The organism is Bradyrhizobium sp. Pa8 (genome assembly GCF_052588265.1).
Window position 1 is genome coordinate 5,277,458 of sequence record NZ_CP176767.1, and the last position, 13,068, is coordinate 5,290,525.

15 protein-coding genes are annotated in these 13,068 nt (G+C 63.6%); 2 read left to right on the forward strand and 13 right to left on the reverse strand.

Translation table 11 applies throughout. From position 1 onward, the window contains the following. Positions 1–60: 60 nt before the first annotated feature. Genes ACKWRH_RS24495 through ACKWRH_RS24505 form a run of 3 tightly spaced genes read right to left on the reverse strand, consistent with a single transcriptional unit; the run spans position 61 to position 1,466 of the window. A complete protein-coding gene (locus tag ACKWRH_RS24495; RefSeq protein ID WP_445215609.1) occupies positions 61–522 on the reverse strand; it encodes a YybH family protein in 462 nt (153 codons plus the stop codon). A 4-nt stretch (positions 523–526) separates the two neighbouring features. Continuing rightward, positions 527–670, reverse strand: coding sequence for a hypothetical protein (locus ACKWRH_RS24500; protein WP_445215610.1), 144 nt, complete (start codon positions 668–670; stop codon positions 527–529). A 52-nt stretch (positions 671–722) separates the two neighbouring features. Beyond that, complete coding sequence (locus ACKWRH_RS24505) at positions 723–1,466, reverse strand: hypothetical protein (protein ID WP_445215611.1); 744 nt, start codon at positions 1,464–1,466, stop codon at positions 723–725. Positions 1,467–2,027: 561 nt separating this feature from the next. On the opposite strand from ACKWRH_RS24505, the gene ACKWRH_RS24510 reads away from it, so the two are divergent. Then, a complete protein-coding gene (locus tag ACKWRH_RS24510; RefSeq protein WP_445215612.1) occupies positions 2,028–2,327 on the forward strand; it encodes a hypothetical protein in 300 nt (99 codons plus the stop codon). Between the two features lie 292 nt (positions 2,328–2,619). Here ACKWRH_RS24510 and ACKWRH_RS24515 read toward each other — a convergent pair whose 3' ends face one another. Continuing rightward, positions 2,620–3,393, reverse strand: a complete 774-nt coding sequence (locus ACKWRH_RS24515) for a helix-turn-helix transcriptional regulator (protein ID WP_445215613.1) — start codon at positions 3,391–3,393, stop codon at positions 2,620–2,622. 109 nt (positions 3,394–3,502) lie between these two features. Between ACKWRH_RS24515 and ACKWRH_RS24520 the strand changes: the two genes are divergently transcribed. Beyond that, positions 3,503–4,582: an alcohol dehydrogenase catalytic domain-containing protein gene (locus tag ACKWRH_RS24520; protein WP_445215614.1), complete on the forward strand. Its 1,080-nt coding sequence runs from the start codon at positions 3,503–3,505 to the stop codon at positions 4,580–4,582. Between the two features lie 130 nt (positions 4,583–4,712). Here the strand turns inward: ACKWRH_RS24520 and ACKWRH_RS24525 are convergent, their stop codons facing one another. The 9 genes from ACKWRH_RS24525 to ACKWRH_RS24565 all read right to left on the reverse strand — a co-directional run bounded on the left by ACKWRH_RS24525 (position 4,713) and on the right by ACKWRH_RS24565 (position 13,043). Beyond that, positions 4,713–5,417 (reverse strand): ABC transporter ATP-binding protein, encoded by a 705-nt coding sequence (locus tag ACKWRH_RS24525; RefSeq protein ID WP_445215615.1) that lies wholly within the window; start codon positions 5,415–5,417, stop codon positions 4,713–4,715. A gap of 7 nt (positions 5,418–5,424) precedes the next feature. Then, entirely contained in the window at positions 5,425–6,705 is a 1,281-nt protein-coding gene (locus ACKWRH_RS24530) for a lipoprotein-releasing ABC transporter permease subunit (protein WP_445215616.1), read from the reverse strand. Positions 6,706–6,778: 73 nt separating this feature from the next. After that, on the reverse strand, positions 6,779–8,098 hold the full coding sequence (gene proS / locus ACKWRH_RS24535; protein WP_445215617.1) for a proline--tRNA ligase: 1,320 nt from the start codon (positions 8,096–8,098) through the stop codon (positions 6,779–6,781). A gap of 151 nt (positions 8,099–8,249) precedes the next feature. Continuing rightward, on the reverse strand, positions 8,250–9,812 hold the full coding sequence (locus ACKWRH_RS24540; RefSeq protein WP_445215618.1) for a copper resistance CopC/CopD family protein: 1,563 nt from the start codon (positions 9,810–9,812) through the stop codon (positions 8,250–8,252). Then, positions 9,812–10,330, reverse strand: a complete 519-nt coding sequence (locus ACKWRH_RS24545; protein WP_445215619.1) for a YcnI family copper-binding membrane protein — start codon at positions 10,328–10,330, stop codon at positions 9,812–9,814. Before ACKWRH_RS24545 ends, ACKWRH_RS24540 begins: the two co-directional genes overlap by 1 nt. Positions 10,331–10,350: 20 nt before the next feature. Continuing rightward, positions 10,351–10,785, reverse strand: coding sequence for a hypothetical protein (locus tag ACKWRH_RS24550; RefSeq protein WP_445215620.1), 435 nt, complete (start codon positions 10,783–10,785; stop codon positions 10,351–10,353). Next, positions 10,785–11,306: a copper chaperone PCu(A)C gene (locus ACKWRH_RS24555; RefSeq protein WP_445215621.1), complete on the reverse strand. Its 522-nt coding sequence runs from the start codon at positions 11,304–11,306 to the stop codon at positions 10,785–10,787. Before ACKWRH_RS24555 ends, ACKWRH_RS24550 begins: the two co-directional genes overlap by 1 nt. A 28-nt stretch (positions 11,307–11,334) precedes the next feature. Continuing rightward, positions 11,335–11,832 carry a TlpA family protein disulfide reductase gene (locus ACKWRH_RS24560; protein WP_038955320.1) on the reverse strand — a complete coding sequence of 166 codons (498 nt, stop codon included), beginning with the start codon at positions 11,830–11,832 and terminating at the stop codon, positions 11,335–11,337. Then, entirely contained in the window at positions 11,829–13,043 is a 1,215-nt protein-coding gene (locus ACKWRH_RS24565; protein ID WP_445215622.1) for a sialidase family protein, read from the reverse strand. The genes ACKWRH_RS24560 and ACKWRH_RS24565 overlap by 4 nt, the downstream gene beginning before the upstream one ends. Positions 13,044–13,068 lie beyond the last annotated feature (25 nt).

Sequence of the window (13,068 nt, forward strand, 5' to 3'; positions counted from 1 at the left end):
GTTGGCTCCCTTTAAGGTGGTGCAGAGAACGATTGCGGGCAGAGAAGACTTTGCTTGGAGTTACTTTGCGGCCTGCTGCGGCTGAGGCGGCGGCGGTTTGGGGACAGACGTTAGCATGCGAATTTTCCATTGCCCGTCCTCACGAACATCGAGAGCGGTCCAAACAACGGTGAAGTCTATGGGAGCGCCTGTCTCGCTGTTGCCAGTAACGCGAGATTCGCCGGTGACCAGAGCCATGTTTTCTGACAATGACTGAACCTCGGTCATCTTGACCTCGAGGCGACTAACTCCCGCCTTGAAAGCGTCCTCATAGTACCTGGTATTGTCCACGACGCCGTCTTCAGTCACACGCATATAGTTCTTGGTATAAAGCGAAGTAATCCCGGCGGGATCCTTCTTGCCGAAGTACTGCTCGTATGCTGAGCCTATCTTTCCAAGTTCTTCCTTGAGATTCTGATCTGACGCAGTCGCGGGAATTGTCGATAGTAACAGTGAGATGCATACAGCTCCGAATCCGCGCATGATGTCACTCCCTACTGTTGACGCCTCTCCAGACGAAACTGGAGACGAGGCTTGCCTCCATCCCTTGGTGAATTTCCGGTGCCGCTGCATTTGAGCCGGCAGCCTCGTTGATCTCCATGGACAGGAAGTCTCCCTTGATCTGACGCAAGGAATTTTCTCCGCTGTCAGCGCTCCGCTGCTCGAAACTTGGTTGTTCGCCTTCATGGCGGCAGCAGAGCGGCCGCGATTCCGCCGCTAAGGTCAGGCGGCCGCACGAAAAGAAAACGGGAGGTCGCCGGTATTTCAGCGTCATCTCGGCCGTCCTGGCCGATCAGGATCAATCCGGCTCCGCCATTTGCCACGTTGAGAACCACCGGCTCTCCGCTCCACGTCTTGATTGGCTGCATTCCCACGATGAGGAATTCGCCCATGGGCTGATCAAGATATTGAAGGCGTAATTGCGGACCAACCTCCGCTGCCGCAAGTTCAAAGCCGAGTTGCCGGGCCCGCGCGTAAATGACGGCCAGAGGCACGCTATCGGTTTTAAAGCCGAGCTCGACCGCGGATACCGCCACAAGCTCCACGTCTATCTTGTTGGGACTGACGGTGAAGGCCGGTCGAGCGAGAACTTCCGCGGCCAGCCCGCCGATATTGCAACCGACCGCATCCAATGCATTGCGTAACGCAATGGAGTTGCCAAAGGTGCCGACCGCAATATTCCGCCATGTTGGAACATCGCGGGCGGACCCGATGAGTTTCACCGGCAAATCAACTGCACGAACTTTGCCGAGCTTCAGTTGATTCTGTAACACGTCGCGCGCCGAGCATTGTCCCCACGCTTTGGGCGTGACCTGAAACAGGGAAGCGGCACAGAGCAATGCAACAATCAGGCAATGCCTGCCCCGCCCCGCGATCGGATGGTGATTTGGTGCGGCAAGATCCGCGTGGCTCGTCAGAATGCACATGTCGAAGATCGACTTGTTGCAAAATTCGACTGAAAGAACCCGCCTCCGAGTCAGTGGGAAGAACGGAGGCCCAATGAAAAAACATTGTCCGACCGCACTCAAAAGGGGGGCCGGAGGCGGGGCACTATTGCCTCAAGTATTCCAATTTCAAATGAACGGGCGGCAGTCCGTAAGCCCGATCGCCCGTCGCATCAAACCGAAAACGGAATGACGTGCAGAAACGTAGCACCACGAGTCCCTCGGTACAATCAGCAACTCCGCCCACCAGCGTGCATAGCGCGCTTCGCCGCGATCGCGACGTTCGAACGGCCGGCACTCGAGCGCGATACGTGGTTTAGCAAGAGGTATCCGGTTCGCGGCGAACACCACTCAGCGCGAAAAATTGCCTGCCAGTGACGATGCGCCGACCATCCGCCGAGAACGGGCAGAGTTGCTTCCGCTTGCGAAGCCTGAACCAGGATCGAGCCGCTGAAGACGAACCTTCATCGAGCAAGAGGTTCGCTCCTCAAACGTTGCTCGATAAATGCCTCTTGGACATTTGCACAACTATGGAGGTAGCCCATGCCGATCGTTCAATTTACTCGCTTCAAAACCGACAAGGTCGAGGAAACGATCCAGATCATCAGGCAGGCGAAGAAAATCTTTGAAAAACATGGTGCCGAATTTCTTCGGCTCTCCCGTTTCCACACCGGTCCCTGGGCAGGAGAGTTGCTGGTTACGACGCGCTACTCCAATTGGGAAGTCTACGGCAAGGTGCAGGAGGCCGTGTCAAAGGACCCGGAGTTTGCGCAGCTGCAGGCTGACGGAATGAAGATCGCCGAACTACAGGGCCGCAACATCGCCGTCAGCATCGATCTCTAGTCGAGGCGCCGCCCCGCAAACTACGATAAGCGCGGAGGCGCTGGACATATGCCGGTGGCCGTCCCGATCCGATCACAGCGCTTCCGCACCACGGCCGGAAGCGCTGCCCGGCGGTGCAGGCCGGCTGATTCAGGCCCTCGATCATCCGCCGAATGACGGGCGAACGATCTCGGACGTGAACGCGCACCTGTCGCCGTCGTGCGCCAGTGCGTTCAGATGCGCATGCCGGGTCTTGCTGAGACGCAGCGCGCGGGTCTGCGCGCCGATGGTCTTGGCCTTCGCGTTCTACGCCCTACACCGGCGTGTAGATCACGAGCTTCAGCGCGGGATCGTCATTGGCCTGAAAACTCGTGTGCTCGAAATGGAGCACGCCCAGAGTTGGATGAGACATCGTCTTGAGGCCCGAGGCGGTGCTGCGGATCTCGTGGGCTTCCCACCATTTGACGAATTCCGGGCTGCCCTGTCGCAGCCGCGTCAGCAACTCCGCAAACGCGGGATCGCCGGCCCAGACGTCGTGGGTCGCGCGGAACATCGCGACCATGCGCTTGGCGACCTCCGCCCAGCCCGCGCCGTAAGCCTTGCGCGTCTGCTTGTTGGTCATCATCAGGAGCATCGTGTTGCGATCCTCCTCCGGCAACCGGCCGAACGCAAAAACCTGCTCGGCGGCTTCGTTCCAGGCCAGCACGTCCCAGCGCCGCCCGGTGATATAGGCCGGATGCGGCAGGCTCTCGATCAGCCGCAGGATCGGCGGCGGCACGATCTCGCGCGTGAACGCGCTTCTGGCACCGTCGCGCGCCAGCGCCTTGAGATGCGCATGCTCGGTCTTGCTCAGCCGCAGCGCACGGGCGAGCGCATCGACCGTGGTGACCGACGGGCTGACGGTGCGGCCCTGCTCGAGGCGGATGTACCAGTCGACACCGATGCCGGCGAGCTGGGCGACCTCCTCGCGGCGCAGGCCCGCGGTGCGCCGGCGGCTGCCCGCGGGAAGACCGACCGTCTTCGGCGTCAGCTTTTCGCGGCGGGACCGCAGGAAGTCGCCGAATTCGACGCGGCGCGGGTCGGCCATGATGTTGCGCTCCGATGCAGGGCCTTCGTAATACTAGGATAATACCAGGCCTTCCTAGCCTTTCCAAGGCGGCGCATATGCCCTTTCACCCGACTTTGAGGTGAACATCATGAAAGCTGCCGCACTCAAATCCTTCGGATCGCCACTGGTGATCGAGAATGTCCCTGATCCGGTGCTGGGCACCGGCGAGGTCATCGTCGACGTCGTCGCCACGCGCGTGCTGTCCTACATGAACGAGGTTTTCAGCGGCGAACGAAACTACGCGCTCGACCTGCCGATCATCCCCGGCCCCGGCGGCATCGGCCGGGTACGCGCGATCGGCCCCGACGCCACCAAACTCAGCGTCGGCGACTGGGTGTTCTGCGACCCGACGGTGCGTTCGCGCGATGACATCGTGGCGCCCGATATCGCCCTGCAAGGGCTCACGGCCGCCGGCCCCGGCGGCATGCGCCTGCAGCGGCATTTTCGCCACGGCTCCTATGCCGAGCAGATGCGCGTGCCGACCGAGAATGTGAAGCGGCTTGGTGCGATCACGTCCGCGGAAGCCTCGCAATGGTGCGCGCTGGGCACGCTGCTGGTGCCCTATGGCGGCTTCCTCGCCGCCAACCTTCAACCCGGCGAGACCGTGCTGGTGAGCGGCGCCACCGGCAATTTCGGCAGCGCGGCCGTCTCCGTCGCGCTCGCGATGGGCGCGGCCTGCGTGGTCGCGCCCGGTCGCAACGACAGGATTTTGGCCGACCTCGTCCGCCGCTTCGGCGATCGGGTGAAGCCGGTGAAACTCACCGGCAACGAGAGCGACGACTGCGAAAGCATGAACCGCGCCGCACCGGGGCCGATCGACTGCGTGTTCGACATCATGCCACCCTCGGTCAGCACGACCGTGGTACGCGCGGCGATCATGACGGTGCACGCTTACGGCCGCGTCGTGCTGATGGGCGGCGTCGGCATGGCCGGCGGCGCGGGCCTCGAGCTGCCGTACCCCTGGATCATGCGCAACTGCATCAGCATCCACGGCGTCTGGATGTATCCGCCGGATGCGGCGAGCCGCCTGATCGCGCTGATGCGCGCGGGATTGTTACGGCTGGACGAATACGAGGCGACGGCCTTCGACCTCGACCATGCCAACGAGGCGGTGGAACACGCCGCAGCCAATGCGGGACCGTTCAAATTGACGGTGATCAGGCCGTAGCGGCCCCTCCGCTGCGGCGATGCGCCGTCGCCGCTGATAGGCCCGACATGTCAAATGGCTGCAAGGCGTCACCCCGATCGTAGCCGGCCAGAGCCGGCTACTGTGCATGGGGTTGTTTTCGCAGTTTTTATTATTCGAGCTCGACGACCTGGCCGTTCGACAGCGACACGCGCCGGTCCATGCGGCCGGCGAGCTCCATGTTGTGGGTCGCGATCAGCATGGAGACCTTGGTCGCCTTGACCAGCTGCATCAGGGCCTGGAAGACATGATCGGCCGTGTGCGGATCGAGGTTGCCGGTCGGCTCGTCCGCGAACAGCACGCGCGGCGCGTTGGCGACCGCGCGCGCGATCGCGACGCGCTGCTGCTCGCCGCCCGACAATTCCGCGGGCCGATGGGTGATGCGGTCGCCGAGGCCGAGATAGCCGAGGATCTCCTTGGCGCGCTTGACGCTCTCCGACTTCTTCAGGCCGCGGATCATCTGCGGCATCATCACGTTCTCGAGCGCCGTGAACTCCGGCAGCAGCCGGTGCGACTGGTAGACGAAGCCGATATCGGTGCGGCGGAGCTGGGTACGCTCGATGTCGGGCAGCTGCGAGGTCGGCGCGCCGTTGACGTAGACCTCGCCGGAATCGGGCGCTTCAAGCAGCCCTGCGATGTGCAGCAACGTCGATTTGCCCGAGCCCGACGGTGCGACCAGCGCCACCGATTGCCCGGCCCACAGCGCGAGCTTGGCGTTGTCGAGGATCGTCAGCGGCACCTCGCCCTGCAAGTACTGCCGCTTTATCTCGTGGAGATAAATGACCGGTACATCTTCCGCCCCCTGCTGGCTCTCCATCAGCCCCTCACTCGTACCGCAGCGCTTCGACAGGATCGAGGCGCGCGGCGCGCCACGACGGGTACAGCGTCGCCAGGAACGACAGCGTCAGCGCCATGATGACGACAGCCGTGGTCTCGCCGACGTCGATCTCGGCGGGAAGCTTCGACAGGAAGTAGAGCTCCGGCGAGAACAGCTCGGTGCTGGTCAGCCAGGACAGGAATTGCCTGATGGACTCGATGTTGAGGCAGATCACGAGGCCGACGAAGAAGCCGACCAGGGTACCGACCACGCCGATTGAGGCGCCCGTGATCAGGAAGACGCGCATGATCGAGCCTTGCGAGGCGCCCATCGTGCGTAGGATCGCGATGTCGCTGCCCTTGTCCTTCACCAGCATGATCAGGCCGGAGACGATGTTGAGTGCTGCGACCAGCACGATCATGGTCAGGATCAGGAACATCACGTTGCGCTCGACCTGGAGCGCGTTGAAGAAGGTCGAGTTGCGCTGCCGCCAGTCGACCAGGAACACCGGACGGCCCGCGGCCTCCGTCACCGCCTTGCGGAAGGCGTCGATCTTGTCGGGGTTGGTGGTGAACACCTCGATCGAGGTGACGTCGTTGCTGCGGTTGAAATAGGCCTGAGCTTCGGCCAGCGGCATGAACACGAAGCCGAGATCGTATTCGGACATGCCGATCTCGAACACCGCGACGATCTTGTAGGGCTTGATGCGCGGCGTCGTGCCCATCGGGGTGACCGCGCCCTTCGGCGCCACCAGCGTGATGCTGTCGCCGGCGTGCAGCGAGAGCTGGTCGGCAAGGCGCCGGCCGATCGCGACCCCCTGCCCGTCGTCAAAGCCCTCGAGCGAGCCCTGCTTGATGTTCTTGGCGATCGAGGTGAGGTTGTTGAGGTCCTCGGAGCGGATGCCGCGCACCAGGACGCCCGAGGCGTTCCACGGCGAGGACGCCAGCGCCTGGCCGTCGACCACGGGCGCGGCGAGCCGGATGCCCTGGACCTGGCTGAGGCGGTCGGCGACGTCCTTCCAGTCGGTCAGCGGCGATTCCAGCGGCTGCACCAGGATGTGGCCGTTCAGCCCCAGGATCTTGTCGAGCAGCTCCTTGCGGAAGCCGTTCATCACCGCCATGACGATGATCAGCGTCGCCACGCCGAGCATGATGCCGAGGAAGGAGAACCCGGCGATGACCGAGATGAATCCCTCCTTGCGGCGCGCCCGCAGATAGCGCGCCGACAGCATCCATTCGAATGGCGCAAAAGGCGCGGTTTGCTTGGTCTCGGTCATGGTCTCATCCATCGCTCGATAATCCCATGATTCGGGGTCAATTGTGGCCGGATTGGCGGCCGCGATATCGCGCGATGAACAATATTCAGCCGACCAGCCGGGCGATCGCGTCCGCAGGCGACATCGTCTCGCGGGAGCCGTCACTGCGCTTCTTGATCTCGACCTTGCCCTCGGCGAGGCCCTTCGGCCCGATCATGATCTGCCAGGGGATGCCGATCAGGTCGGCGGCGGCGAATTTGGCGCCGGCCCGCTGATCGGTGTCGTCGTAGAGCACGTCGACGCCCTTGGCGGTGAGCTCGGCATAGAGCTTCTCGCAGGCCGCATCGACCGCGGCATCGCCCTGCTTGAGGTTGAGAATCGACACGCGGAACGGGGCCACCGCCTCCGGCCATTTGATGCCGGCATCGTCATGGCAGGCTTCGATGATGGCACCGAGCAGGCGCGAGACGCCGACGCCATAGGAGCCGCCGTGGATCGGCACATCGACGCCGTCGGGGCCCGCAACCAGCGCCTTCATCGCGTCGGAATACTTCGTGCCGAAATAGAAGATCTGCCCGACCTCGATGCCGCGGGTGTTCACCCGCTTGTCCGCAGGCACCTCCTGCTCGAAGCGCGCGGCGTCGTGCACGTCTTCCGTCGCCGCATAGACCGAGGTCCATTGCTTGATGATCGGCGTCAGGTCGCCGTCATAGTCGACGTCCTCGCCCGGCACCGGCAGGTCCAGCACGTCGCGATTGATGAAAACGCCGGATTCACCGGTCTCCGCCAGCACGATGAACTCATGGCTGAGATCGCCGCCGATCGGGCCGGTCTCGGCGCGCATCGGGATCGCCTTCAGCCCCATCCGCGCGAAGGTGCGCAAATAGGCGACGAACATCTTGTTGTAGGCAACGCGCGCGGCTGCCTCGTTGAGATCGAAGGAATAGGCGTCCTTCATCAGGAATTCGCGGCCGCGCATCACGCCGAAACGTGGACGCTGCTCGTCGCGGAATTTCCATTGGATATGATAGAGATTGAGCGGCAGGTTCTTGTAGGACTTGACGTAGGCGCGGAAGATCTCGGTGATCATTTCCTCGTTGGTCGGCCCGTACAGCAGCTCACGCTTGTGGCGATCGGCGATGCGCAGCATTTCCGGGCCGTAGGCGTCGTAACGGCCGCTCTCGCGCCAGAGGTCAGCGAGCTGGAGCGTCGGCATCAAGAGTTCGAGCGCGCCGGAGCGGTCCTGCTCCTCGCGCACGATCTGCTCGATCTTCTTCAGCACGCGGAAGCCGAGCGGCAGCCAGGCATAGATGCCGGCCGCCTCCTGCCGGATCATGCCGGCGCGCAGCATCAGCCGATGCGAGACGATCTCCGCCTCTTTCGGATTTTCCTTCAGGATGGGCAGAAAGAATCGCGACAACCGCATGGCAATACTCTGGGAATCAGTGATCGCCTGCAGTGAAAGCGGATTGGGAGCGAAAACACAAGACCGGGAATGAGGAAAAGCCGCTAAGGCGGCGGAATTCCAGTCATTTTTCCGTTGCCTTCAGGTTCAGCATGAACCGAACCGGCGCGCTCTAAGGCAGCCCCACATCGAGCTCGTCCTCCAGCGTGACCTTCTCGAAATCGGTCACCAGCGCGTCGATCCGCACGTGCCAGCGGCCGGCGAAGGGAAGCTCGACCTTGCGCACATGCCAGTAGCCATCCGGCTCGAGCAAGGCGCCCCGCTCCATCGGCTCGATGCCGCGCTCCGGCAGGCTCAGGGTCAGCGTCACCTCCTTCGCGATCAGGGGCGTGGCCTCGCCGGTCATAAGCTGGAGCACGAAATCGTCGACGCCGGGTTTCCCAGGCGACACCAGAACCTGGAACATCGCCTTGTCGCTGTGGATGTGGATCGCCAAGGGCGTCTCGGGAATGATCGTCCGCGGCGGCGGCGTGAAGCGCCAGCCGGCGACGACGGCAAGGATGGCGAGTGCGATCGCGCCTTCCAGCAGGATCGAGCGCTTGAGCGCGGGCGTCCCTGTCTCGTCCCGGGCCAGGGCCGGTGTCAGCCTGAACCGATTGAGCGCGGCGAGCGCCAGCAATCCCGTGACCAATGCAAGCTTGATCGAGAGGATGAGTCCGTAGCGGGTTTCGACCAGCGCGACCGGCTTTTCGAGCTGAACGATCGCGAGTGCGAGGCCGGTCAAGGCGAGCACGCCGACCGCCAGCGCAGCGATGCGGGAAAAGCGGCTCACGACGGGGAGCGTCGCAGTCGTCGGCTTCGACACCAGTGCGACCAGCGGCGCGAGAGCACCGATCCAGATGGTGACGCCGAGGCCGTGGAGAAAGATCGCCGGCCGGGTCAACGCCTCCGGCGGGGCCGTTGCAGCGTGCCCGGTCATGGCAAGCGACAGACCGACGCCGACGAGCGCGATGATCGCAAGAGCGCGCGCATACCATGCGCTGCGCAGCGCCATCAACGCGAGCAGCATCGCAACAATCGCAACCAGCAGCGCGGGGCCGGCGCTGGTCGCGAACGCGACCTTCCACGGGGCGGCCGTCGCGAGAGCCGCTGGCGGCAGCCCGAGGAGATCGAGGCCCAACGCGCCAACGGACGCTGTGGCGCCCGGAATGCCGATGGCGAGCGCTACGCGCGGAACGGTCATGCGCGTCGTCGACCACGCAACCCAGCGCGCAAAGAACACGCCTCCGACACCGACGAACAGCCCGAGATACAGACCGACCCGCGCCAGCCAGATCAGCACGCTCAGCCCGCGATCGGCATTGGCAGGAGGTTGCGTCCCCGTCGGCATGCCGATCGAGAAGATCACCGATCCCGCGACGGGATGGCCGTCCTGCGAGATCACGCGATAGCTGACGACCGCAGTGCCCTGCGGCAGGTCGGGCGGCAACGCGACCGAGATCGTTTCGCCCGACGCGCTGACGCGCGCATCGTCCCGCGCCCTCCCGGCGCCGTCGATCAATTGGATTGCGCCTGGCGTCACCGCCTCGTTGAAGCGCAGCTCCACCGCCTTCGGCGCGCTCGCAAGCATGCTGCCGCTCGCCGGCTCGACTGCGACGAGCGCCGCATGTGCGGACGCGCCGGTCGTGAAGCCGACAACGCAGAGGAGCGTCGCGAGCGCGGCGAGCAGGCGCATCAGGGCTTTGGCAAGAGCTTCACGCCCGGTGCCGGCGATTTGCCCTCGTGCGAATGCCCCGCCCCGTCCGCCGGGATCTCGATCCAGCGGCTGACGCCGGTCTCGCACTCCTGGACAACAGGGAAATACAGCGTCGTGTCCGGCTTCAGGCTGTTGGTCAGGAAGCTGCTGATGACGAACTCGTCGTAATTGTGATCCGGCAGCTTGCCGCCGGACCAGGCCACCTCCCTGACGCCGGAGGCAAGCTTGTTGCCGTGATAGTCGTATTCATTGGCGTACTTGCCTTCGACGACATCGACGCTCCAGCCCGCTTTTGGCATCGGCTTCACCGCGATCACACCTTCCGGAATCTGCACCTTGATCTTCACCGTGGGCGAACCCGCGCAGCCGTGCGGCACGGCGAAGACGGCCTTGTAGTAGGAACCAACTGTCGCCTGCTTGGTCTCGAGCGTGATATGCGCCGATGCAGGCGACGCGGCCAGCACGGCGATCAGGAACAGGCAGGATTTCTTCGACATGTTAGGCCCCTTCGACATCGTCACTTGATCAGGATCGGCGATTCCACACTGACATGATCGGCCTCGGAGATCGAAATTCCGAGACCCAGCATCCAGCGTCCGGGCGTCAATTGCGCGACCTTCACGTGCCAGCTGTCCTCGCCGTCGCGCAAAGCCTCGACCGGCGCGAGCTTCCGCCCGGACTGCGTGTCCACGAGCGTCACCGACACGGCCTTGGCCGTGAGCGGCGTCTCGTCCGTGGTTTCGAGCTGGATAGCGATCTCGACCGGGCCGGCGCGGCCCGGCGAGACCGTGACATTGGCCATCGCCTTCTCGGTGTGCAGGTGCGTGAAGAAGCTGTCGTCGTCCGTCGCCGCCGCAAGCGGTGTCGCGGCAAACGACAGCAACGCAGCCAACGCGAGCGCAAGGCCTGTTAGGGATCGACGCAAGGTCATGGAAAACTTGATCTGTTTCATCACATCTTCATTCCCGAATGATCCGGCATTTTCTTCATCATATGCCCGCCGTCGCCGGGCGCCTGCGCAGCGACGCCCTGAACGTCGAGGGAGACGGCGACCTTGCCGGCCTTCTCGAACTCCAGTGTCACCGGTACCTTGTCACCCTGCTTGAACGGCCCCTTCAGCTCCTGGAGCATCAGATGATTGCCGCCGGGCGCGAGCTTCACCGTCTTGCCGGCATCGATCACGAGCCCCTTGTCGAGCGGACGCATCTTCATCACACCGTTGTCCATCGCCATCTCATGGACCTCGGTCTTCCCCGCGATGTCGGCGGAAACACTGACCAGCCTGTCCGCCGTTGTCCCCTTGTTCTCGATGGTGAGATAACCGCCGGCCACCTTGGCGCCGCCGGGCGTCGCCCGGCTCCAGGCCTGCGAGATAACGAGATCGCCGGCCTTGACGTCCTCGGCCGCCGCTGGTGCTGCGCAGAGCGAGAGAGCAAACGCTGCGAGCAGCAGATCTTTCAACATGGTCTTCATATCGGTATTCCCGTTTGCAGATTGAATGTCAGTGTGTGGCGAGCTGTTGGCCCGACCATTTTTCGAGATCGGCCATCTCGGCCGAGCCTTCGATCGTCGTGATTGTCCCGTCGCGGGAGATGAGCATGGTCCGGGGAATGTCGCCCTGCCAGGCGGGATCGATCTCGAACCTCAAACGCTCGACAAAACCGTCGTTGAAGATGAAGTTCTCGGTCGACGACAGCCCCGCCTTGTCAAGCATCGACTGCGTTGCCGCCGGCAGGTTCGGCACGAGATCGGCGCTGATCGTGACCACGTCGATCCCGGGATGGTCCTTCGCAAACTGCCCCAGCAGCGGCAGCTCGACCTTGCAGGGCCCGCAGGTCACGCCCCAGAAATGCACGAGCGTCGGGCGGCCCGCATGCCCCCTAAGGACGCCTTGCCAGGTGCCACGCTCGAACGGTTTCAGGGCCGGCGCGGCTCCGAGCGTAGCCGCTGACGCGATCAGGATACCCAGACCCAGAATGCCTGCAAATCGACGTCTCATGGCTGGTCCTCGATTGCTGTGAGCCGATAGCCATCCGCTTTCGTCATCCATGACAAATAGACCTGTTGGCCATTGGAAACGAGCAAGGGATGATCAGATGTGTCGGTCGTGCTCGATATCGTCTTCGGCGGCGACCAGCTCTCGCCGTCGTCGCGGGAAATCATCATCTGGACCGAGGTCTTCTCGCCGTCGAACTCCTTCCAGACCATCACCGTTCCCACAGCACTTGCGAGCACGTAAGGACGCGTCGGATTGCGGCCCGGCTGCCCCAGCGCCATGGGCGTGGAGAAGGTGCGGCCTTCGTCGCGCGAATGGGCGTAGAACAGTCCCTTGCGCGCCTTGCCGTTCGTGTACCAGGCAACGTGATAGGTCCCGTTCGGCGCAACGGTGAGGCTCGGTCCGTGATGCGGGCAGGCGTTGATCTGCCAGTCGTCATTGCTGACCCGATGGATTTCGCCCGGCGTCGAGACGTCGGCGAAGGTCATGACCGCGTGATCGCGCACGCCGCCCTCGAAGATATTTCTGAAGATCACGGCCGGCCGCCCGGGCGCCGCGAATGTCAGCCCCAACCGGCAGCATTCGCAGGTGTTGTCACGCGCAAGCTTCGCCTCCGCGTAGGTGGCGCCGTCGTCGCGCGACGAGGCAAAGAACAGCCCTGCTCCCTCGTACTTCCGTCCCGCCTCCTTCGCGGGGACGCGATTGCGCTTGTCCAGCCACGCCGCGAAGACCGTTCCATCCTGATCGAGCGCCAGCGCCTCAAAACGCTGGCTCTCGTTGTTGGCGGTGATGGGCTTCAGCTCCGCAAAGCTCTTCCCGCCGTCGGCCGAGCGTGTGTAGAGCACCTGGCCGTTGAAGGCCTCATCCCTGAAGATCGAGAATGCGAGCGCGATGCCGCCCTTGCGATCGACCACGATCTTCGGCCGGGCGTCCGGCCCCCAATCAAGGTTCAGCCGCTTCGTCGTGACCTGGATGGGCGCCGAGAAACTGCGCCCCGCATCCTTCGAACTTGCCACCGATATCTGCCCCCCCGCCATCCAGGCGAGCCAAAGCGTGCCATCCGACGCGAAGGCCGGCGTCACCTTCGACGCGCAACGCAACTCGATCTCCTCGCACGCCGCCTCCGAGGCATGCTGATGATGGCTCATTTGCGCATGCGCTGCGTCTTGGCAAAGCGAAAGGACGAGCGTCGCGAGCAGGCTCATTCGTAGCATGGCTTTCCTCCTGCTGCAGTGTTGC